This window comes from Mesorhizobium sp. M1307 (assembly GCF_040318155.1).
Lineage (GTDB): Bacteria > Pseudomonadota > Alphaproteobacteria > Rhizobiales > Rhizobiaceae > Mesorhizobium.
Window position 1 is genome coordinate 1 of record NZ_JAMYLR010000065.1, and the last position, 20,458, is coordinate 20,458.

Consider the following 20,458-nt stretch of genomic DNA (forward strand, 5'->3'; position numbering starts at 1 on the left):
CGGCCTCGGTCGCCGGCCTGCTGGTCACCACCGAAGCCATGATCGCGGAGGCTCCGAAGAAGGAGTCGGCTGGCGGCGGCATGCCTGGCGGCATGGGCGGCGGCGGCATGGGCGGCATGGGTGGCATGGATTTCTAATCCAGCCAATCTCGCAAGCTTACGGAAAGGGCGGCAGCGATGCCGCCCTTTTTGTTTGCTTCATAGCGGGCTGCCCCGGCTCAAGCGGCGATATCAATGCACCGCGGCAGCGGCACTCTTGGCCGGCAATGCCCCCTCAATCAGCGCCGCGACCTCATCGGCTACCGCCAGCACCGGGGCGCGGTCGTGGGTGGCGCGTGCGATCACCATCAGCCCTTCCAGCGATGATTCGACCAGCAATGCGAGCGCGTACGCGCGGCGCTCGGGCACCCCTGCCCTGACGAAGGCCGCCCTGAGCAAGCCTATCCACTGCTCGAAGGCGGACCGGCACAATTCGGCCAGTTCCGGCACGTCTGTCGGCGAGTCCAACACCACGGGCGCGATCGGGCAACCGAGCGTGAACCGATTGTCCTCCAACATGCGGGCGACCGACTGGTAAATGTGGTGGACGGCCACCGCCGGATCCTTTTCGGCAGCGAGTGCGGCGTCCAGCCTCTGCGTCACATCGGCGACGCTGTCGCGCGTCACCTCGATGACCAGCTGGTCCTTGCCGCCCGGAAAATGAAAATAGAGCGAGCCTCTCGGCGCGCCTGAGGCGCTCAATATGTCGTTGAGCGAAGTGCCGTGATAGCCGCGCTGCCGAAGCAGGCGTCCCGTGGTCTCGAGTATGCGGGTACGGGTGTCGTTCGCCATGTCAACCTCTGTCAGGAGTGAGCATTATAGGCCTTGCCTCGAATATGACAATCGGTCTACATAATATGTAGATCAGTCTACATATCGAGAGGCAAATGCGCAGTTATCGTCTTGAAGGAACCTGCGGGACCAAGTGCCTGGTGATGCGCGACGAGGCGCAGCCGACGCCGAAGCCGCACGAGATCGTCGTGCGTGTCCGCGCCGCTTCGCTCAACCGCCGCGACACGATGATCCTCAACGGCAGCTATCCGCTGGCGCCGCGCCAAGGGGTCGTTCCGCTGAGCGACGGCGCCGGTGAAGTCGTTGCGGTCGGCGATGCCGTCACCCGCTTTGCCGTCGGCGACCGCGTCACCGGCAGTTATTTTGCGCGCTGGATCGATGGCCGCATCAATGCCGGTCTGATCGACCAGCTTGGCTGCACGCTGGACGGGATGCTGGCCGAATACGCCGTGCTCGACGAGCAATGGGCGGTGCGGCTTCCCGATCATCTCGACCGGCATCAAGCGGCGACACTAACCTGCGCCGGCCTGACCGCCTGGAATGCCGTGACTGGGGCCGAAATGCCGAAGCCCGGCCAATGGGTTCTTGTCATCGGTTCAGGTGGCGTCGCGCTATTTGCGCTGCAATTCGCCAAGCTGCTCGGCTGCCGTGTCGTGGCGGTTACCTCGCGCAACGAGAAGCTGGACCGGCTGCAGGCGCTAGGCGCCGACCTCGTCGTCTCGACCGCCGACATGCCGGAATGGGGTGCTGCGGTGCGAGAGCAGACCGGCGGCATCGACCTCGTCGTCGAGACCGGCGGCCCGCCGACCTTCGCGCAATCGATGATCGCCTGCGCGCTTTACGGGCGCATCGTGCTTCTCACCATACAGGATGCGAAAGGCGGGACGGTGCAGATCCCCGGCCCGGTCTACCAGCGCAGCCTCGCCACCATCAGCCGCCTGTTCGTCGGCAATCGCACCAACCTCGAAGCCATGCTGCGCGCCATCTCGGTGCATCGGCTTAAGCCTGTCATCGACAAGGTGTTCGCCTTCGACGAGGCCAACGACGCCTATCGCTATTTCCAGCAAGGCGACGTCTTCGGGAAAGTGGTCGTCGACAGCGCCTGACTGGTCCGCCCCAAAATCTGATCGACCCCTCAAATCAAAGGAGAGACACAATGACCATTCGTGAAGCAGAGGCCCAATGGCAGGGATCGTTGAAGGAGGGTTCGGGCCGGCTGAAGCTCGGCAGCGGCGTCTTCGAAGGCGCCTACTCGTTCCCGTCGCGTTTCGAGAACGGTCCCGGCACCAACCCCGAGGAATTGATTGCCGCGGCGCATGCCGGCTGCTTCTCGATGGCGCTGAGCGCCATCCTCGGCCGCGAAGGTTACACTCCCGCACGCATCCACACGATCGCGAAAGCGCATCTCAGCGCCACTGCGGCCGGACCGACGCTGACCCGTATCGAGCTGGAGACCGAGGCAAGCGTCGCCGGGCTGGCGGCGGGGGAGTTCGAGCGGCTGGCGCAGACGGCCAAGGAGAGCTGCCTCGTGTCGCGGGGCGCTGGCCGGCGTCGCCGTGATCACGCTCAAGGCCCGCCTCGTCGAAACCGCTACCGATCACTGAAGGGAAGGAATATCCAATGACACAGGAACTCATCATCGACATCGCGGCGGCCAAACGCTCCGCCGAAACGGCCGAGATCATGCGGCGCTACAACGACGTCTTCCAGCGCCACGACCCTTCGGCGCTCGACGATCTGGTGGCGGAAGATTGCGTGATCGAGAACACCACGCCGGCCCCGGACGGCGCCCGCCGCATCGGCAAGGGCGCCTGCGTTGAACTGTGGTCGGCGATCGCGACCGGACCCGGCACGCGCTTCGACATCGAAGAAACTTTCGTCGCCGGCGACCGGGCGACGATCCGCTGGCGCTACTGCATGGCCGACGGCAATTCGCTGCGCGGCGTCAACCTGATGCGCGTGGCGGACGGGCAGATCGTCGAGGCCATGGGCTATGTGAAGGGATAGATTTGCGCTGCCCGCGACCTTCCTGTCTACCGGTCCGCCAGCGCCAGTTTGGCGCCGAGCATGACAAAGGCTCCGGCGAAGGTACGGCGCATCCAGGTCAGCACCTTTGGCCGCGACACGACATGGCTGCGGATCGACGCGGCAAAAATGCCATAGCTGACAAAGACCACGAAGGTGAGCAGCATGAAGATGCTGCTGAGCTCCAGCATTTTCGACAGCGCATGCGGTTCGGTGGTGCTGACGAATTGCGGCAGGAAGGCAAAGAAGAAGATCGACAGCTTCGGATTGAGGATGTTGATGAGGATGCCCGAAGTGATCACTTTGCCGGCCGAGCGCGGCGCGACATTTTCTTCGACGCTCAGGCCGCCCTTCTCCTTCAGCGTGTTCCAGGCCATGTAGAGCAGGTAGGCGACGCCGAGATATTTCAGCGTCTCGAAGGCGACGGCACTGGTATGCAGCAGTGCCGCGAGGCCGGTGATGGCGGCCGCCATGTGCGGAATGATGCCGAGCGTGCAGCCGAAAGCGGCAATGATGCTGGCGCGCGCACCACGTGAAAGCCCGGCGCTCAGCGTATAGAGAACGCCGGTGCCGGGCGAAGCCACGACAATCAGCGACGTCAACAGAAATTCGATGCTCACAGATGGTCTCCCGGTGCTGGCCCCGCCGCCGGCAGCGTAATCAGCGAAACGTGCGGGCACAAGCCAGCCTGAGAGCCTGTCCGCATTCAGATCATGCTATTGGCGTGCAGCTTGCTATCCGCGATGGGCTGCCGAACTTCCCAGTGTTCGACCAGCTTGCTGTCCTTCAGCCTGAAAATGTCGACAATGGCCAAGCCCTCCTCCTCCGGTTCGCGTTTTGCGTGCATGTGCACGATGACGAAATCCCCTTCGGCAAAAATCCGCTTCACCTCTCCCTTCACGAGGGGAAATGACTGTTTGAGCTGCTGCAGATAGGCTTTGAAGCCTTCCGCACCATCCGCAATGTTCGGATTGTGTTGGATGTAGCGTTCGCCAAAATGCATCGAAGCAGCTTCGATGTTGCCTTGGTTTACTGCTTTGTCGATGAAGTCCAGGACGATCGTCTTGTTGGTCTCGAGCGAATTATGACTCTCGGCTGGAAATGGATTTGATGGTTCGTCACGCATGTTTTGCTCCTTCCCGTGCCTGCTTCTGCCCGGTGTGGACAGGAGCGTCCGCACGCCGACATTGCCAACATGATCTGTTGCGATTGTGAGATGGTCGATACGCTATTCCACTAGATTCTTATCCAATCGTCTAATAGCGTCGTCCTATTCATCGTTGGAGGATGGTTCTCATGGACGCCTTGTCCGAAGTTCTTGCTTCGCTGAGATTTGGCAGCGCCATGATCGGCAGCGCGACCCTGCATCGGCCATGGGGTATTTCGGTGGATCCGACAAGGAATGCCGCCATCCACGTCATACAGAACGGCGAATGCTGGCTGCGGTTAGCCGGTGAAAGGGAGCCGATCCGCTTAGGCGAGGGAGATGTCATCCTTGTCGCGAGCGGTATCGGGCATGCCCTTTGCAATCCGGCGGATGCACCGACGGCATCGATATCCGCCGTCCTTTCCGCAAATCGGAGCGGACTGGAACCGAAAAGCGAGAGCGGCGCGACAACTCTTCTTTGTGCGAGATATTCACTCGACGGCGTCGGGCCATATCCGATGGTTTCGCTGCTTCCTCCGCTGATTCATTTGACCCGGAATCAGATCGACACCAGCGAGCCGCTGCGGCTTGCCCTGGAACTTCTGCAGGTCGAAGCGAAAGGCGATCTCGGCGGCCACGACATTGTCGCCCCACGCCTTCTCGACAGCACGTTGATCTTCTTGTTGCGCGCCTGGATCGAACATCAGCCACTCGGAACAGGGGGATGGTTTGGCGCCTTGCGCGACAAAGGCATTGCGCAGGCTTTGCGCCTGATCCACGAGCGGCCGGGCAATCCCTGGACCATCGCTTCCCTTGCCAGCGGCGCAGCACAGTCCCGGGCCACCTTCGCGCGTCGCTTCGCTCAACTGGTAGGACAGCCGCCGCTGTCCTATGTGACCCGGTGGCGGATGAACCTTGCCGCCAAGGCTCTGCGGGAAACGAACCAGAACATTGGCGAGATCGGGCGCGCCGTCGGATATGAATCGGTGCCGTCGTTCTCGCAGGCATTCAAACGATTGACCGGACGATCGCCCGGCCTCTACCGCAGCGACTTTCGCGCATCTGATTGACGAAATTCAAACTGGGACGCCAGCCCGAGGGCCGTCATTCAAGCGTCGGCAGACCGTGAGCCCGACGCGCGATCAGGCAGTCGTCATCGCCCGGCATGCAGGCGCGGCAGACGTCGGGGCGGATGTCGTAGATGCCGCAGGCCGTTGACTTGCCGACCTCGCCGCACAGTGCCGAACAGCGCGCGCCGTCGCAGCGCATACCGGCTTCGTCGGCAGCCACGTATTTTTGCGGGATAAGGTCGAGCTGCGCGTCATCCTCGGTGGAGAAGCGCGGCCATCTGGACGAGTAGGCGCAGCAGGCGCCACAGGTCTGGCAATCGAAGGCAATCGGACCGACGCCCTCTTGTGGCGACGAAAACTCCTCTGCGACCGCCAGGGCAAGCAGCCTTGGCGCAGATTTCCGGTCGGCATTTTGCTGCAAGGACGCTATTTCTTCTTGGGCTTGCGCGGCGGTGCTTCCGCCGGCGACCTGAACAGATCGGTGCCCGCTTCGGCGGCTTCGCCGGTTTTTGGCGCGGCCGCCGGCTTGGCCGGCTTCACGGCGGCAGCAGGCGCTGCCGGCTGGCCCTTGGCGGAAAACTTGATTGCCATATCAATCCTCGTCAGAGAAACGCGATGATGGCGCATTCGGATTGCGAAGGCGGCCGATGAGCGCCGAAACGGCCGTGATGTTCATTTCTTCGGGCGACCAGTTCCTGGCTTCCTCGATGTGCCGGGGCGCCAGCTCGCGATGCGTGCTGCCGCTGTAAGCGGCATCCTGAAAGGTCATGCGCTCGCGGGTCTTGGCGTTTTCCCGGACGTATTCAATCAGATAATTGGGGCATTCGGCACGACCGCGCACGCCGAGCCGAACCTGGGCATCGCCGTGGACACGCCTGCAGCGCTCGAGCTTTTCGAGCACGCGCCGGACATATTCGACCGGCTTGTCTAGTTCGCCCACGACATCGGCGATGGTCGAATCTGCGGCGATCGCCTTTTGAGGCACGCGTTTGGTGGCCATCAGCGTTTGCCTGCGCGTTTCGGCGAGGCCGCGAGCGCAACCGCCGCCGCCATGTCGTCGGCTTCCTTCTCCAGCCGCAATTCGCGCAGCCGCGCGGTCTTGGCTTCGCGGGCCTGGCTGACGGCATCCCGTTCGGAATTGATGCGGTCGAGCGACATCGACTGGGTCCGCGTCTTGCTGAAAATGGATTCGGCCTGGTCGCGGGGTTTTTTTGAAGTTGCGGTCAAGGTCTTTCTCCCGGTTCGGAGCACGCCGCCGAAAAGTGGCGAGACTGGTCTTTCGGCCAGGATCCCGCACAAAGCAATACGGCAGCCGGTTCAAATTGCTGGAACGTCCTTAGCACGTCCGGGCCGTCGAGCAGCGCTCTTTCGGCGGTCGAAGCGCAAAAATGAAAAAGGCCAGGCACCGCCTGACCTTCCATAAGAGCGCCTGCGCATCCCGAGAAACGCGCAAAGAAACGTTCTTCTCAATGCACATGATCCGCTCCGAGATTTAACATCCCGCGATCATGCGCTGGAATTTGCCATTCACCGGTGCCAGTACATCCGTGGTCACCGGTGAGGCTGAATTCCGTTTTAGGCCGCCTTCAACTGGTCGGCGGACATCTTGCCCGACTTGTTGTCGCGGACCATCTCGTAGCCAAGCTTCTGGCCCTCGACGATGTCGCGCATTCCGGCGCGCTCGACGGCTGAGATGTGGACGAAAACGTCGGCAGAACCGTCGTCAGGCTGAATAAAACCAAAACCCTTGGTGGCGTTGAACCATTTAACTGTGCCTGTGCTCATAACGAACCCTTTCCATGGCAAATATTCGTTCGCCGTCATGCGGATGCACAACAACGTTTGTCTCGATTTTGATGGGGGAAGTTCGCCAAAGGCGCGCCTAAGCACGCGGATAACAAAAGTCGGTCAAACAAATATCGACAAAATTCTTATAGACTTCTTTGCGCGTTGTGTCAATTTTTTTGATTTGCCACACTCGCGAAGACGCGCGGCGGCGGCCCGCGCCAGCACATCGGACGGCGAAAGCCGGGCTATTGCCCGCCGAAAAAACCACTTAGCCGGGAACCATTTTGGCACCGCGGGCATTCTTTCGGTGTCGAAAGCCGTTCTTGAAAGAGCGATCTTGAGAGAGGCGGACGACAAACAGGACGCCCCCCGCGCAGATAAAAGGCACGAGGGGCGTTCCTGTGTGATGCGAGCATTCGCGCCGCCTGCCCCTCACAGCATGCCGCGGCTGAGCCCACCATCCACCGGCAAAGCCACGCCGGTGATATAGGCGGCGTCGTCGCTGGCCAGGAATGCGGCAACCGCGCCGAATTCGGCGGGGGTCCCGTAGCGCTTTGCCGGGATTTCGGCCTGACTCTCGGCGGCGATCACAGCAGCGTCCACACCCCTGTCGGCGGCGTCCATCGCGTCGAACTGCTTCGTCCGGTCCGTCGCAAAACGGCCAGGCAGCAACAGGTTGACGGTGACGCCGTCCGCCGCCACTTCGCCGGCCAGGGTCTTGGCCCAGCCGGCAAGCGACGCGCGCAACGCATTCGAAGCGGTGAGGCCGGGGATCGGCTCGCGGACGGACGTGGAGGAGACGGCGATGATGCGTCCCCAGCGCCGCGCCCGCATGCCTGGCAGGAAAGAAATGGCGATGCGCATCTGGCTCAGCACCATGCTGGTGAACTGCTTCTCCCAGACGCTCGCATCGAAGACGCTGGCCGCGAAGGGCGGCGGGCCGCCGCCATTGAGCAGGACGATGTCGATCCGCTGATGCTCGTCCTCGATGGCACGGATCAGCCGGGAGACGCTGTCGTTATCGGAAAGATCGGCGCTGAAAGTCGAGCAGATGTGGCCGGCGGACTCGATTGCGTGCCGCGCCGCATCCCGGGTCTCCTCCCCTCGTCCGACCAGGATGATCTCGGCGCCTTTCGCCGCGAGCGCTTCGGCGACGCCGAAACCGAGGCCCTTGCCTCCGCCGAGAACAAGCGCCTTCCTTCCCTCAAGATTTGCAGCCATCAGCCAAGCGTCCTCTTGGTTTCACTGCCCATTTTTCGGGCGACTTCCCTAGCGTACATGCACAATGGCGTCGGCTTCGACCGGAACATTGGCCGGCAAGCCGGCCATGCCGAGCGAGCAGCGGGCATGCTCGCCACGCTCGCCAAAAACATGGAGCAGAAATTCGGATGCTCCGTTGCCGACCTCCGAATAGGCCGCAAAGCCGGCCGCCGCGTTCACATAGACGGTCAGCTTGGCGAATCTCACGACGCGGTCGAGATTGCCGTCCAATTCCTTGTCCAGCCAATAGACGATGTTGGCCGCGCAGAGCCGGGCGGCGTTCCGCGCCGCGGCCAGATCGATCTCTGCGCCGACCTGGCCGATCGCAGCGATCTCCTGCCCGATCTCGGGGATCTGACCGGAGACATAGACGATGTCTGCGACCCGAACCGTCGGCGAGAACGGCAAAGCGGGCCGATCGAGCGACGGCCAGGCGACACCGAACTCCTCAAATCTTCTTCTGTAGGACAAGGTGGCTGCTCCTGTTTTCGTTGGCGCGAGCGGACCTTGAATTCAGACCGGGCTTTCGGATAGCCTGATAGTGCTGACCCAGCTATCAGGAATTTTTATGACTGGTGATATCGACGTCAGGCTGGTGCGCGCCTTCGTCACCGTGGCCGATACGGGAACGGTGAGCCGGGCCGCCGATCGGCTTGCCCGCACCCAGGCGGCGGTGAGCATGCAGCTTCAGCGCCTCGAGGGCGAAGTCGGCGCCGAGCTGCTGCGCCGTTCGCCGCGCGGCGTGACGCTGACCGAGGCCGGCGAGATCCTGCTCGCCTTCGCCCGCAAGGCCATCGCGATCGGCGACGATGCCAGGCGCGAGATAGAGGGCCGCAGTCTGGTCGGCCGTGTCCGGCTGGGCATCGTCGAGGATTTGGCGGTGACACGGCTGCCGTTGATCATCGCCGACTTCCGCCGCCGGCATCCTTCCGTGGAGATCGAGCTGACATCAGCCAGCAGCACCGATCTCAGCAAGTCGCTGGGCGAAGGAAAATGCGACATCGTCATGGCCGATCCGGCGCGCTTCACAAAGGCGCCGCGAGGCCATCTGTCACGACAGCTGGTCTGGGCGGCAAGCCGCATGATCGAGATCGATGACGAGGTTGAGCTTCCGCTGATCATCTTCGAAGGCGCCTGCTCCTGGCAGGACAGGATGCTGGCTTCGCTCGCCGAGGCCGGGATCGGCTGGAAGATCGGCTGCCGCGTGTCGACCTTCGCGACACTGAACTCGGCGCTGAGGGCCGGGCTTGGCATCGGCCTTCTGCTGCAGGAAGGACTACCGCCCGACTGCCAAAGCCTCAACGGACGCTTCAACCTGCCGCCGGCGCCGACAGCGGATTTCGGCGTCTATCTCGCGAGGGACCCGTCCCGGCTGGTCGAGGAGTGTGGCGATTTCCTGCGGGCGGGTTTCGAGACGTAGCGAAAAGATCTGACGTCATTCACCGCTCCTGGTCGGTCGGGCGGATGACGATCTCGTTGACGTTGACGTGTGCCGGCTGGCACACCGCGTAAAGAATGGCCGCGGCGATGTCCTCGGCGGTAAGCGCCTCCATGGCGGCAAGCCGCTTATCCAGATCAGCCTTGAACGTCGGATTGGTGATGTGGTCGCCGAGCTCGGTGCGTACCAGGCCGGGCTCGATGACGGTGACGCGAACCTTGTCGGCGTAGACTTCGCGGCGCAGCGATTCGGAAAAGCCGACGACGCCGAACTTGGTTGCTGCATAGCCGCTGGCGCCGGGATTGGCGACACGGCCGGCGACTGACGAGACGTTGACGATGTGACCCTTGGCGGCCCTCAGATGCGGCAGTGCCGCCTTGGTGACGCCCATCAGCGCCAACAGGTTGAGCTCGACCATGCGGCGCCAGTCGTCGAGCACCGCCTCGGCGGCGGGCGACAGAAGCATCACCCCGGCATTGTTGACGAGGATGTCGAGGCGGCTCCATTCGGCGACAACCTTGTCGACCATGGCGGTGACATCGTCGTTGCTGGTGACGTCGGCCTGGATGCGGAGCGCCGTGCCGCCGGCCTTTTCGATACGCGCGGCCAGCGCTTCGAGACGATCGGCGCGGCGTGCGGCAATCGCCACCTTGGCCCCGGCGGCTGCGAGCGCCACAGCCGTTGCCTCGCCGATGCCCGAGGAGGCGCCGGTGACGAGTGCGACCTTGCCGGCTAGTGCGGAAGAAACAGAAGTCATTGTGAAGTCTCCAAGGCCCCTGCCCGATCTTCAGATAGGCCGCGGGCCGCGAAGTGGAAGACCAGCTTGCCGGTTGCTCGGCTCTACTCGTCTGGGCCGGGCTCCGGCCAAGGCTCTTTCGCCGCCTCGGCATACCAGTGGCGCATCGCCGGTATTGAAAGCACGGCGTCGACATAGGCGCGGGTGTCGGGCGCCAGCGTGCCGCCATAGGTGTCGAAGCGGGTGACGACCGGCGCGTACATGGCGTCGGCCGCGGTGAAACGGCCAAACAGGAACGGGCCGACTTTGCCGTGTTTTTCGCGGCATTCGCGCCATAGCCCTTCGATGCGCGCCCGTTGCGTCTCACCTTCGGCGTCGAGCGGCTTGTAGCCTTTCGGCCGGCGCAAATTCATCGGCCAGCCATAGCGGACCTCGCGAAAGCCGGAATGCATCTCTGTCGCCGCCGAGCGGGCCAGCGCGCGGGCGCCGATGTCGGCCGGCCAAAGCTCTTTCCCGGGAAACAGCTCGGCGAGATATTCAAGGATGGCAAGGGTTTCCCAGACGATCCGGACCTCGCCATTCGGCAGCCGATGGTTCAGCACCGGCACCTGGCCGGTCGGCGATATCCTGGCCAGATTGGCCGCGGTCTCGGGCGTGCGCAGGCGCACAAAACCCTCCTCGAACGGGATCTCCAGGTGCTTCATCGCCAGCCATGGCCTCAGTGACCACGACGAAAAACACTTGTTGCCGATGAAGAGCGTGAATTCAGCCATTGTCCCTCCGGCCCTGTCTGTTCGGGCGTTCTGGTGCACCCTATCCTGTCGGCTTCGCGGCCGGAAGCTATCCCAATCGACGGGCAGAACCCGGAACCTAAGCGATCCGCGACCGTTTCTCCAGGCGAACGGTTCAGGAGATGCGAGATGGTGAACAAGGATCAGGTTGCCGGCGTTGCCAAGCAAGCCAAGGGCTCGGTCAAGCAGACCGCCGGCAAGGCCACCGGCAACAGGCGCACCGAGGCCGAAGGCGACGTCGACAAGGCGACCGGCAAGATGCAGAAGGCTTACGGCGACGTGAAGGACAAGGTGAAGAAGGCGCTTTGAGGGTGGCCCTTCGCAAACGAGGAAAAGGCGGCTCGGCCGCCTTTTTTGGCCCTCTCCTGCCCGTCAGAAAGTCAGGCTTTTGCTGTATGCATTGGTGAAGGTGACCTCGCCATGATCTCCGGCGGCTTCGCCCAGCACCACATCCATGCTGTTTCCCGTCACCCGCGCCAGCGCAAAGCCGCCCATGAAGGCGGCCTTCGGCTTGAACAAGTCGACCTCGTCACGGTGGTAGATCATCGGCGTCGCGTGCTGGTGGCCATGGAAGATGCCGACGACGTTGTAACCCTTCAGCACAGCCAGCAGCGCCTGCCTGTCGGCTTCGCTCCACCAGTGGGGCGGACCCTTGCCGCCGTCGTCGAAAGTTTTCTCGGCGGCGTCCCATCTTTCGATCGAAAAAGTATCCCAGCCATAATGCTGGAACAGGATGACCGGGCGGCCGTCGCCGGCATAGGTTGCCAGGTCCTGCTTCAGCCATGGCAGGCTGCTGGTGGCGCCATGGCCGGTATCGCCGGCGAAACGGTGCGTCTGGACAAGATGCAGGCCGCCCCAATCCCATGAATAGCAATCGGTCCCGACATCGTAGTCGGTCGCCGGCGCAGGCGGCTTGAAGAACACGCCGGGGCGGTGGTTGATCTCGACGTAGTCGCGCATTTCGCGGCGGTACCAGTCGACATGCGAGCGCGGGCCGTTCTGGTCGAGGTCGTGGTTGCCGAGGCCGACATAGACCGGCATGTGCACGCGGTCAGGGCCGACGCCTTGCTGGTAGCGCTGGCTGAACTGAAGCAGTTGCGTGCCCTCGCTGGGCTGGGTGATCTGGCCGCCGCCATCATCGGTGATGTCGCCGCCAACGACGAGGCCGAGCGGCGTGCCGATGTTGCCCGTCGAGCGCAGGCCGGTGGCAACGCCATCGATTTCAGCCGGCCATTGCCTGTCGCCGACGCCGTTGAGTGCGGCGACATTGCGCAGCAAGGCAGCGTCTGTCTTGCCCTCCTGCTCGCAATGCGGGCTCAATCCGTTTGCCATGCGGCAGGCATGGACATCGGCGATGAACAGAAAAGTGGCGTCGATCGGCGGGATGCGCTGGCCGGTCTGGCCGAAGGCCGGGTGCGAAACGGCGCCGGCCGCGGCAAGGCCCGCTGCCTGCATCAGGAAGCTGCGCCGGGAAACCGGCCGGGCGGGAATGCGATACATCATGCGCTAAAATTCAGCACGACGCGGACCGGCAGTCCAGTTGCTCGCAAAGTATGTCGACACGTTCTCCCAGGTCTGGCATTGCTTTCGGCATTCAACTTGCGCGGGCAAAGGAGGACGCCATGAAAGCTACATCCATCGGCATGACAATGGCGATTCTGGCGGTGACGAGCGCAGCGCATGGCGCCGGGTGCATCGACGCCAAATCGGCCAAGGCCGGCTTCATTCTCGAAAGGCCCGGCATCCACAGCGAATTTCGTCCGGCGGCGGGCGGAATGGTGGCGGTTGCCAACAAATACCAGTCGCAATCGCCGCAGTCGCAGTACCTGTTCGGCGGGCTGATCGAAGTGTTTCGCGACAGCAGCACGGGGCAGCTGGCGATGATCCCGTTTTCCGATCTCAGGAAGGTGTTCCCGCTGAAGGCGGGTGCCAAGAGCAAGATCGTATTTGCCCGTCTCGCACCGAACAAGCCGCCGAAGGGCACCGAGACGCTGGAGATCAACGTCAAGGGCAAGGAGACGTTCAGCCTGGGTGATTGCAAATACTCCGTGCTCGCAGTCAAGCAGACGATCAGGAGCGAGGCCGGCGAGACGCGGGACGAATTCATCGCGCTTTACGCACCCGACCTGCAGGCAGTTGTGGCCAGGCGCTATGACGAGGGCACCAGTGCCGAAAGCGTGGTCGGCTACGAGCTGATCAAGCCGCTGCCGAATTAGGAGAGCTCGGCCTCCCCGCCTCGGTCGCGATATCAGCGACTGCGGCCTCTGTCCTGCCAGCGTTAAAGCGCTCTGTGCAGTATCCTGCGACGTCGCCTCGTGACTCCCTGTTCCAATGCCATCAGGCAATCGCGCAGCACGCTTGCGTCCTGCGCGGTCTTGGCCATCGACATGGCGCCGGAATAGCTGGCGACAGCCAACGCTGCGAAGCGCTGCGGATCGATGCCCTGCTCCCGGCCCGCCTGCTGGTCGGCCCTGATCTTGTCGGCGATCGCCTGACGCCAGGTAGAAAAAATGCTGGCAAGGGCAATGCGGAAATCCGGATCGGCAAGCGACAGTTCATGCGCCAGGTTGTTGAGCGGGCAGCCGCGCACGAAACCCTGCCGCTCCAGCTCCGCCGCGACGGCCGCGAACACGGAGCGCACGCCCTCGCGCGCTGAGGGAGCCATCCGCATCGGCGCGATCCATGTCTCTTCTACGGCGGCGGCGACCCGCTCCTCGATCACTGCGAGCGCGAGCGCCTTCTTGGTTGGGAAATGGTGGTGCAGCGCGCCGCCGGTGACGCCCGCCGTCGCCATCAGGTCGCCCATGCTGGACGCATGATAGCCGCGTGCCTGAAACGCCTCCTCGGCGACATCGAGCACCTTTTTGCGCATGCCTTCGGGGTCGTTGGTGCGTTTTTGAGCACGCGAACTTGGGCGAGCGGATATCTCTGCTGACATCTTCACACGATAGCAGATTGACAAAACAGGACAACCGGTCTGTTTTGTAAAACAGCCGGTCGGGATTGCTTGGCGCGACGCCGCCAACGGCCAGTGATCGATTCGGACGAGGCGCTGCTTCTACTCTTTCATGAACCAATCAATATCCAGCGTGCCTCTTCGCCACTCCGTTGCGGTCACATCGGCACTTAAACTAACCACCGACGATTTCGCGTCTCTTGCGAGGCTCTTCAAATCGGCAAGAGCCATTTTTTCTTCGAGTGGCAAAAGGTGCCCGGCACTCCAGAACCTGACATTTTCGTCTGTATGCCTCAGGGTTCCCAACAGAAAAGATCGGCCAAGATCAGGTCGGTTCCTGATCTCTCTTATTGCGCGGATTAAGCGGTCGTGAGCCGCATTCGATCCTTTGACATCCCCCATTTCAAGTAGTTGACGGTGCAATATGGCAGCCTCAACGTATTCTCTTTCGGGGTCCCTTGGCGCTTCTGGCTGCTTCACATCGAGCACCTTTTTGCGCATGCCTTGGGGGTCGTTGGTGCGTTTTTGAGCCCGCGACCTTGGGCGAGCGGATATCTCTGCTGACATCTTCACACGATAGCAGATTGACAAAACAGGACAACCGGTCTGTTTTGTAAAACAGGATGACTGTCCTGTTTTGGAGATCGCGCAATGAACCTGCCTTTGAACGCCATACCTAATCCCGATATGCTCGCCTCGCCCGTTGTCGAACTCAGGCAATACACGCTGAAACCCGGCAGGCGCGAGACGCTGATCGGCATCTTCGACAATCACCTGATCGAGGGCCAGGAAACCGCAGGGATGACCATCATCGGCCAGTTCCGCGATCTCGACCGGCCGGATATGTTCGTCTGGCTGCGCGGCTTCGACGGTATGGAAGCGCGGAAAAACGCTCTGACCGCCTTCTATGACGGGCCGGTCTGGGCTGCCTGGCGCGACGCCGCCAACGCCACGATGATCGATTCTGACGACGTGCTGCTGCTGAAGCCGGCCTGGCCAGGCGCCGGCCTAGACCTCTCGGGATCGCTACGATTACCCCAGGCGGACCTCGAAAAACCGAGCGCAAGCAGTGATTTGCAGGCAATTGTTGTCATCAGGATTCATCATTTGCAACCGGGCCTGGAAGCCCGTTTCGCCAATGACTTCCAGACCGCGGCCCTTCCGGTGCTCGCCGCATTTGGCGCGTCGCCGCTCGCCGCCTTCGTTACCGAGCATGCCGAAAACAGCTTTCCGCGGTTGCCGGTGCGGGCCAGCGAAAACGTCTTCATCAGCATCACCGGTTTCGCCAGCGCCGATGCACATGCCCGCCGCGAGGCAGCCTTGGCCGCATCCCCGGGGTGGCAAGTGTTCGAGCAGGCCGCGCAGCGGGATTTGGCCAGGCCCGTGGAGGTTCTGCGCCTGGCGCCCACGGCGCGGTCGCTGCTCGGACAGCCAACGCCGGCGTGACCAACGCCGTTGAAAGCCACCTATGTGCACTGAACCCCTGTCTGGTTCACGCCTGAAAATGCCTGCCATGGATCACCTGGTAACGCGTGGTCCATGCGGTTGCCTGCTCCAGATCAAGGCAAACGCGCAGCAGCCGGTGATCCTCGTTCTTGCGGCCAATGAGCTGGATGCCAATCGGCAGGCCGTCTTTCGACTGGAAAAGCGGCAGGCTGGCGGCCGGTTGGCCGGTGACGTTGAAGATTTCTGTGAAAGGCGCAAAGCCGTAGGCCCGGCTCGCCCAAGCCTCGTAATCGAAGAGAGCACCATCGCCATGGATGGCGCCAAGCCGGGGCGTAGGCTCGGCCGTCGTCGGCGTCGTGATCAGGTCGAACCCATCGAACGCCATCGCCATCGCCAGCGAAGCGCTGTGCACATGGTCCTGCGCCCTGAGATAATCGGCGGCCGAGGATCGCCGAAAACAGTCGAGCGCGTGACGAGTCAGGCTTTCGATTTCGCCGGCCCCCGGCATCCGCCCGATCTCGTCGGCGCGCTCGTCAACCAGCCGCGCGACCTCCGACATCCAGAAGATGCTCCAGTCCGCTTCGGCGCTGGCTTCCCGCGGGAAACGCGCCTCTGTGACCTCGTGCCCCATTTCCTCGAGGAGGATCATGGCTTCCTGGAATCTTGCCCCGATCTCGGATGCGACGGGCGTGCCGTCCGGCCGGTGCGCCAGGCATGCGATGCGCAGACGCTCGCCGGGGGAAGACAACCAATCCAGGTAGGACGGCACCGATTTGGACACGGAGTAAGGCGCTCCTTGTTCTGGACCGGCAGTCATGTCCAGCATGGCGGCGCTGTCGCGAACGGTGCGGGACAGGACGTTCTCGGCGTAGAGCCCGGCGCCGACCTGACCTCGACCAGGCCCGACAGGCGTGAGCCCACGCGACGGCTTCATGCCGAACACGCCGCAACAGGCAGCCGGCACCCGGATCGATCCGCCGATATCGGAACCGTGGGCGACCGGCACCATGCCGCTCGCCACCGCGGCAGCAGCTCCGCCGCTTGAGCCGCCCGCCGTCAGCGAAGGATCCCAGGGGTTCGAGGTGGGGCCGCGAAAGCTGGGTTCGGTGACGAAGTCGTTGGCAAATTCAGGCGTGTTTGTCTTGCCCAGCAAGATCAGACCGGCGGCCCGCCAGCGCCGGACGATCTCGCTGTCGGGCTTCGGCGCGGCATCCTTGAAGTAGAGCGACGAGTGCGTCGTCGGCCACTCCCGTACATTGACGCCGGTGTCCTTGACCAGGAAAGGAATGCCGGCGAGTGCCGCCTGCCGGTTGCAGCTTGCCGCGACGGAAAGCGCCCGATCCGCATCGATCAGCGTCACGGCATTGAGGGCGGGATTGATGCTTTCGATCGCTTCGATAGCCGCCTCGACGACCTGGACGGCGGATAATTCGCCCGAGCGAACATGCCCGGCCAGGGCGACGGCATCCAACGCCACGTATTCGGAAAGATTCATGACTGCTCTCAGCCCGGACTACCGGTCGCTTCGGCTGTCGGCTGGGGTCCAGCTTTGGTCCGGACCTTGAAATACCGGCCGATGGCTGCCGCGACCAATGCCGGATCCTCCCAGTGCGGGTTGTGTCCGCATCGCACCGCGCTTACGAACGCGGCGCTAGGGATTTCTTCGAGGAGCCGCCGTTGGTGCGTTTCGTCGAAGAGAAGGTCGCGCCCGCCAGCAATGACAAGCGCCGGCAGGCGCAGCATGCGCGCCTTGTCGGTCAGATCGATGCGCCGAACCTGCTCCAGGATTGCGCGCCAGAGTGCCGCCGGCATGGCTGACGCCTCCTCCGCAGTCATGGTCAGGAATTCCGCTGGAACCTCGGCCTCGCAGGCATGCCAATAGTCATAGAACGGATCGGCCGGTGATATCGGATCTCGAAGCGCCCGCACACCAATGGTCATCGGGTGATCCTCACCGATCTGCGGCCGTAGCGTTCCGGCCATCAGCACCAGGCCGCCGATCATCTCGGCGTAGCGCGCGGCTGCCTCGATCGCCACCATACTGCCCAGGGAATGCCCGACCAGAACCGGCCGCTCGAGCCGCAATCGCTCGATCAAACTCGCCACGTCTTCCGCGAAATCCGCTGGGGCGAAGCCGCGTGTCCCGGCCGGCGAGGCGCCATGCCCGCGCAGGTCTGGAATGACAAGCCGGCGCCCGGCGAGATGTGGCGCCAGCAAGGAGAAGCTGCGGCTCGTGTCGGAGAAGCCGTGCACCAGCACCAGCGCGGGCTCCTGCCCGGCGATTTCGACGCAGGCCGTTTCAGTGCAGCCGGCACCGACCTTGCGCTTGCGGCCGTTCCAGCCCGCCTGATCGGCCGATATCACAGGCCGAGCTGCTGCTTGACTGCATCGAGCGCGGGCTTGCCATCGAATGTGGTGACACCGGCAAGCCAGGCGCCGAGCCTATCCGGATTCTCTTTGAGGGCCTTCAGGCCGGCCTCCTCCGGCTTCATGCCGTCATTGATGAGATAGCCCATGCCGAGATTTTCGAAATCGACATCGAAGGCGAGGTTCTTCAACAACTGCCCGACATTCGGGCATTGCTGCAGATAGCCATTGCGCACCTGCGTCGTCACCGTCGCGGCGCCGAAGTTCGGGCCGTAGAACTTGTCGCCGCCGCTCAGATATTTGAAGTCGTACATCGTGTTCATTGGATGCGGCGCCCAGCCCTGAAAGACGATGAAGCGCTTTTCCTTGATCTCGTAGCCGACCTCGGAAAGCATGCCGGCTTCACTCGATTCGACGACCTGCCAGCCATCGAGGCCGAGCGACTTATCGGCGATGGCGTCCATCATCAGCTGGTTCGAGCCCGGCTCGATGCCGTACATCTTCCTGCCGAACTTGTCGGCGAACTTTTGCAGGTCGGCAAAATCCTTGACGCCGGCCTCCCACACGTAAGTCGGCACGGCAAAGGTGTATTTGGCGCCGACGAGATTGACGCGCACATCGTCTACCGAGCCGTCCTTCTTATAGGGCTCGTAGTAGGTGATCATCGCCGGATCCCAATAGCCAAGGAACACGTCCAAATCATTGTTCTTCAAGGATTCATAGATGACGTTGATGCCCAGAAGCGAGCTTGCCGGCTTGTAGCCGAGCGCATCGAGCAAGACGCTGGTGACGCCGGTGGTGAAGGCAAGGTCGTTCCATCCAGGCTCGGCCATGCGCACGACCTTGCATTGCTCAGGTTCAGCCGCAAAGGCCGGCTGGATCGCCAGCAGGACGCAGAGCGAGGCGCCTATTCCAAGGCTACGAAGCATTTCGGTTCTCCTCATTTCACCAACGATGTTGACCACTCGGTTTTTATATTGTCCCAGTGGTCAATCATTGATCTCGGCGGACAAAAATGTCAACGTCGGTTTTCGATGCAGGATCCCGGCCCGTGAAACTCAAGCGTCTCAGCGACATACGCCGCAAGGAGCTGCGGCAAGCCGCCTTTGCCGTGCTTCAGCGCGAAGGCATAGCTGGCGCGACCATAGAAAAGGTGGCGGCACAGGCCGGCGCGTCGAAGGGCATCGTGCTGCATTATTTCAACAGCAAGCGGGAACTGTTCGAGCACGCCATGCGGGAATCGAACCTGGTGCTGCGGCATGCGGTGGTCGAGCGGCTGAGACAGGCGCGCACGCCAATGCAAAGGATAGATGCCATCATCGAAGGCAATTTCGAGCCGCATCTCTTCCAGCCTTCGCTCTGCCACGCCTGGCTTTCACTTTGCGCGGAGGTGCCGCGCGACGAAAAGCTTGCCCGCATCCAGAAGGTGATCCATGCGCGCATGCGCTCCAACCTGCTGTCCGGCCTGCGCGGTCTGGCGCCGGCGCGCGATGCTGACGAGATCGCTTTCGGCGTCACCGCCCTGATCGACGGGCTGTGGTTGCGGCTTGGCCTGCAACCCGGCAGCGTCACGCGTGAACAGGCCATTCATCAGGTCAAGGATTTCGTCGCTACGCGGCTGGCTGTTCGGCGCGGTGCAGCCGCTGCCGAATAGACAGGCGCATCATATTGTAGGATAGGCCGGCGGCTTGACCACAATTGGCAACGGCGCTGTTCTCGTTATCAGACAAGGCGGCACGTGCGGGAGTGTTGGATGAGACTAGGCGGCAAACGGGCACTGGTCACCGGTGGCTCGGACGGGATCGGGCTGGCAATCGCCGAGGCTTTCTTGCGCGAAGGCGCGGACGTGCTGATCGTCGGCCGCGACGGCAAAAAGCTCCACGCCGCCCGCAAGCAGCTCGGGGATAATGTCGGAACGCTTTCGTCCGACCTGTCGGCCAGCGCCGGCATCGATGCCGTGGTCGAGCATGCCAGGCGCGGCCCACCTGTCGATATCCTCGTCAACAATGCCGGCGTGGCGTTCCTTGTGCCGTTCGAAACCGTCAGCGAGGATCAGTTCCAGCAGTCCTTCGCACTCAACGTCACGGCGGTATTCTTCCTCACCCAGCGGCTGTTGCCGCATCTCGCGCCGGGCGCGGCCTCGGTGATCAACATCTCGTCCTATTTCGCGCACAAGATGATCCCGAAGCGGCCGTCCAGCCTCTATTCGCTGTCGAAGGGCGCGCTCAATTCGCTGACCAAGTCGCTCGCCTTCGAGCTCGGGCCGCGCGGCATAAGAGTCAACGGCATCGCGCCCGGCACGGTCGATACAGCGATGCGGCGCAGGTCGATCGAAAACCTGCCTGAGGCCGCGCAAGCCGAGCTCAAGGCCTATGTCGAGCGCAGCTACCCGCTCGGCCGCATCGGCCGGACCAGCGACCTTGCCGGCATCGCGGTCTATCTCGCCAGCGACGAAGCGGCATGGACCAGCGGCGGAATCTTCGCCGTGGATGGAGGATACACGGCGGGGTGAGGCTGCGATCTCCCCCTCGAGGGCAGGGCTATCGCATATGAGTGATGGCATTGATGAGATAGTCGTCGTTCCAGGCGCATTTCTTGATGCGA

Annotated in this window: 28 protein-coding genes; 10 read left to right on the forward strand and 18 right to left on the reverse strand. The window is 62.8% G+C overall.

The features are described from left to right. Window positions 1–230 precede the first annotated feature (230 nt). A complete protein-coding gene (locus tag NKH16_RS32795) occupies window positions 231–830 on the reverse strand; it encodes a TetR/AcrR family transcriptional regulator (RefSeq protein ID WP_352452748.1) in 600 nt (199 codons plus the stop codon). Window positions 831–925: 95 nt separating this feature from the next. Between NKH16_RS32795 and NKH16_RS32800 the strand changes: the two genes are divergently transcribed. From NKH16_RS32800 to NKH16_RS32810, 3 genes are read left to right on the forward strand one after another with little or no spacing between them, the layout of a single operon-like run. Further along, window positions 926–1,936, forward strand: coding sequence for a zinc-dependent alcohol dehydrogenase family protein (locus NKH16_RS32800; RefSeq protein ID WP_352823588.1), 1,011 nt, complete (start codon window positions 926–928; stop codon window positions 1,934–1,936). A gap of 50 nt (window positions 1,937–1,986) precedes the next feature. Beyond that, a complete protein-coding gene (locus NKH16_RS32805) occupies window positions 1,987–2,454 on the forward strand; it encodes an OsmC family protein (RefSeq protein ID WP_352903611.1) in 468 nt (155 codons plus the stop codon). Continuing rightward, window positions 2,451–2,837, forward strand: coding sequence for a nuclear transport factor 2 family protein (locus NKH16_RS32810; protein WP_352452751.1), 387 nt, complete (start codon window positions 2,451–2,453; stop codon window positions 2,835–2,837). The genes NKH16_RS32805 and NKH16_RS32810 overlap by 4 nt, the downstream gene beginning before the upstream one ends. A gap of 26 nt (window positions 2,838–2,863) precedes the next feature. On the opposite strand, the gene NKH16_RS32815 is transcribed toward NKH16_RS32810, so the two are convergent. Both NKH16_RS32815 and NKH16_RS32820 read right to left on the reverse strand, forming a co-directional pair. Next, the gene (locus NKH16_RS32815; protein ID WP_352680712.1) at window positions 2,864–3,475 is read right to left on the reverse strand and encodes a LysE family translocator; all 612 of its coding nucleotides are present in this window, start codon (window positions 3,473–3,475) and stop codon (window positions 2,864–2,866) included. A gap of 86 nt (window positions 3,476–3,561) precedes the next feature. Beyond that, on the reverse strand, window positions 3,562–3,981 hold the full coding sequence (locus tag NKH16_RS32820) for a nuclear transport factor 2 family protein (protein ID WP_352517837.1): 420 nt from the start codon (window positions 3,979–3,981) through the stop codon (window positions 3,562–3,564). Window positions 3,982–4,151: 170 nt separating this feature from the next. Here NKH16_RS32820 and NKH16_RS32825 point away from each other — a divergent pair, with 170 nt between their 5' ends. After that, window positions 4,152–5,072, forward strand: coding sequence for an AraC family transcriptional regulator (locus NKH16_RS32825; protein ID WP_352517838.1), 921 nt, complete (start codon window positions 4,152–4,154; stop codon window positions 5,070–5,072). Between the two features lie 34 nt (window positions 5,073–5,106). Here NKH16_RS32825 and NKH16_RS32830 read toward each other — a convergent pair whose 3' ends face one another. The 7 genes from NKH16_RS32830 to NKH16_RS32860 all read right to left on the reverse strand — a co-directional run bounded on the left by NKH16_RS32830 (window position 5,107) and on the right by NKH16_RS32860 (window position 8,591). Beyond that, window positions 5,107–5,448 carry a YkgJ family cysteine cluster protein gene (locus NKH16_RS32830; RefSeq protein ID WP_352517854.1) on the reverse strand — a complete coding sequence of 114 codons (342 nt, stop codon included), beginning with the start codon at window positions 5,446–5,448 and terminating at the stop codon, window positions 5,107–5,109. A gap of 50 nt (window positions 5,449–5,498) precedes the next feature. Continuing rightward, the gene (locus tag NKH16_RS32835; RefSeq protein ID WP_023722752.1) at window positions 5,499–5,663 is read right to left on the reverse strand and encodes a hypothetical protein; all 165 of its coding nucleotides are present in this window, start codon (window positions 5,661–5,663) and stop codon (window positions 5,499–5,501) included. A gap of 1 nt (window position 5,664) precedes the next feature. Then, window positions 5,665–6,072 (reverse strand): hypothetical protein, encoded by a 408-nt coding sequence (locus NKH16_RS32840; RefSeq protein ID WP_352517839.1) that lies wholly within the window; start codon window positions 6,070–6,072, stop codon window positions 5,665–5,667. Then, the gene (locus tag NKH16_RS32845) at window positions 6,072–6,299 is read right to left on the reverse strand and encodes a hypothetical protein (protein ID WP_023677608.1); all 228 of its coding nucleotides are present in this window, start codon (window positions 6,297–6,299) and stop codon (window positions 6,072–6,074) included. Before NKH16_RS32845 ends, NKH16_RS32840 begins: the two co-directional genes overlap by 1 nt. Window positions 6,300–6,647: 348 nt before the next feature. Beyond that, window positions 6,648–6,857, reverse strand: coding sequence for a cold-shock protein (locus NKH16_RS32850; protein WP_010915421.1), 210 nt, complete (start codon window positions 6,855–6,857; stop codon window positions 6,648–6,650). 435 nt (window positions 6,858–7,292) lie between these two features. Beyond that, the gene (locus NKH16_RS32855; RefSeq protein WP_352680713.1) at window positions 7,293–8,081 is read right to left on the reverse strand and encodes an SDR family oxidoreductase; all 789 of its coding nucleotides are present in this window, start codon (window positions 8,079–8,081) and stop codon (window positions 7,293–7,295) included. A gap of 48 nt (window positions 8,082–8,129) precedes the next feature. Beyond that, window positions 8,130–8,591, reverse strand: a complete 462-nt coding sequence (locus NKH16_RS32860; RefSeq protein ID WP_352616790.1) for a RidA family protein — start codon at window positions 8,589–8,591, stop codon at window positions 8,130–8,132. Between the two features lie 97 nt (window positions 8,592–8,688). On the opposite strand from NKH16_RS32860, the gene NKH16_RS32865 reads away from it, so the two are divergent. Beyond that, entirely contained in the window at window positions 8,689–9,540 is an 852-nt protein-coding gene (locus tag NKH16_RS32865; RefSeq protein ID WP_352749494.1) for a LysR family transcriptional regulator, read from the forward strand. Window positions 9,541–9,559: 19 nt separating this feature from the next. Here the strand turns inward: NKH16_RS32865 and NKH16_RS32870 are convergent, their stop codons facing one another. Together NKH16_RS32870 and NKH16_RS32875 are read right to left on the reverse strand one after the other, a co-directional pair. After that, on the reverse strand, window positions 9,560–10,315 hold the full coding sequence (locus NKH16_RS32870; RefSeq protein ID WP_352680715.1) for an SDR family NAD(P)-dependent oxidoreductase: 756 nt from the start codon (window positions 10,313–10,315) through the stop codon (window positions 9,560–9,562). Window positions 10,316–10,398: 83 nt separating this feature from the next. Further along, window positions 10,399–11,067: a glutathione S-transferase family protein gene (locus NKH16_RS32875; RefSeq protein ID WP_352743453.1), complete on the reverse strand. Its 669-nt coding sequence runs from the start codon at window positions 11,065–11,067 to the stop codon at window positions 10,399–10,401. Between the two features lie 147 nt (window positions 11,068–11,214). Between NKH16_RS32875 and NKH16_RS32880 the strand changes: the two genes are divergently transcribed. Beyond that, window positions 11,215–11,394 (forward strand): CsbD family protein, encoded by a 180-nt coding sequence (locus tag NKH16_RS32880; RefSeq protein WP_254820647.1) that lies wholly within the window; start codon window positions 11,215–11,217, stop codon window positions 11,392–11,394. Window positions 11,395–11,457: 63 nt separating this feature from the next. Here NKH16_RS32880 and NKH16_RS32885 read toward each other — a convergent pair whose 3' ends face one another. Further along, window positions 11,458–12,588: a metallophosphoesterase gene (locus tag NKH16_RS32885; RefSeq protein ID WP_352743451.1), complete on the reverse strand. Its 1,131-nt coding sequence runs from the start codon at window positions 12,586–12,588 to the stop codon at window positions 11,458–11,460. 119 nt (window positions 12,589–12,707) lie between these two features. Here NKH16_RS32885 and NKH16_RS32890 point away from each other — a divergent pair, with 119 nt between their 5' ends. Continuing rightward, window positions 12,708–13,301 carry a hypothetical protein gene (locus NKH16_RS32890; protein ID WP_352452760.1) on the forward strand — a complete coding sequence of 198 codons (594 nt, stop codon included), beginning with the start codon at window positions 12,708–12,710 and terminating at the stop codon, window positions 13,299–13,301. A gap of 62 nt (window positions 13,302–13,363) precedes the next feature. On the opposite strand, the gene NKH16_RS32895 is transcribed toward NKH16_RS32890, so the two are convergent. Together NKH16_RS32895 and NKH16_RS32900 are read right to left on the reverse strand one after the other, a co-directional pair. Then, complete coding sequence (locus tag NKH16_RS32895) at window positions 13,364–13,957, reverse strand: TetR/AcrR family transcriptional regulator (RefSeq protein ID WP_352743449.1); 594 nt, start codon at window positions 13,955–13,957, stop codon at window positions 13,364–13,366. A 186-nt stretch (window positions 13,958–14,143) separates the two neighbouring features. After that, window positions 14,144–14,542, reverse strand: coding sequence for a hypothetical protein (locus tag NKH16_RS32900; protein ID WP_352452761.1), 399 nt, complete (start codon window positions 14,540–14,542; stop codon window positions 14,144–14,146). A gap of 150 nt (window positions 14,543–14,692) precedes the next feature. Between NKH16_RS32900 and NKH16_RS32905 the strand changes: the two genes are divergently transcribed. Then, the gene (locus NKH16_RS32905) at window positions 14,693–15,487 is read left to right on the forward strand and encodes an NIPSNAP family protein (RefSeq protein ID WP_352541617.1); all 795 of its coding nucleotides are present in this window, start codon (window positions 14,693–14,695) and stop codon (window positions 15,485–15,487) included. A gap of 46 nt (window positions 15,488–15,533) precedes the next feature. On the opposite strand, the gene NKH16_RS32910 is transcribed toward NKH16_RS32905, so the two are convergent. From NKH16_RS32910 to choX, 3 genes are read right to left on the reverse strand one after another with little or no spacing between them, the layout of a single operon-like run. Then, the gene (locus tag NKH16_RS32910; protein WP_352749490.1) at window positions 15,534–16,982 is read right to left on the reverse strand and encodes an amidase; all 1,449 of its coding nucleotides are present in this window, start codon (window positions 16,980–16,982) and stop codon (window positions 15,534–15,536) included. Window positions 16,983–16,990: 8 nt separating this feature from the next. After that, complete coding sequence (locus tag NKH16_RS32915; protein WP_352749487.1) at window positions 16,991–17,851, reverse strand: alpha/beta fold hydrolase; 861 nt, start codon at window positions 17,849–17,851, stop codon at window positions 16,991–16,993. After that, window positions 17,848–18,783 (reverse strand): choline ABC transporter substrate-binding protein, encoded by a 936-nt coding sequence (gene choX, locus NKH16_RS32920; RefSeq protein ID WP_352749484.1) that lies wholly within the window; start codon window positions 18,781–18,783, stop codon window positions 17,848–17,850. Before choX ends, NKH16_RS32915 begins: the two co-directional genes overlap by 4 nt. 122 nt (window positions 18,784–18,905) lie before the next feature. On the opposite strand from choX, the gene betI reads away from it, so the two are divergent. Next, a complete protein-coding gene (betI, locus tag NKH16_RS32925; RefSeq protein ID WP_352479299.1) occupies window positions 18,906–19,508 on the forward strand; it encodes a choline-binding transcriptional repressor BetI in 603 nt (200 codons plus the stop codon). 99 nt (window positions 19,509–19,607) lie between these two features. Further along, window positions 19,608–20,366 carry an SDR family NAD(P)-dependent oxidoreductase gene (locus NKH16_RS32930; RefSeq protein ID WP_352749481.1) on the forward strand — a complete coding sequence of 253 codons (759 nt, stop codon included), beginning with the start codon at window positions 19,608–19,610 and terminating at the stop codon, window positions 20,364–20,366. The last annotated feature ends 92 nt before the right edge of the window (window positions 20,367–20,458 follow it).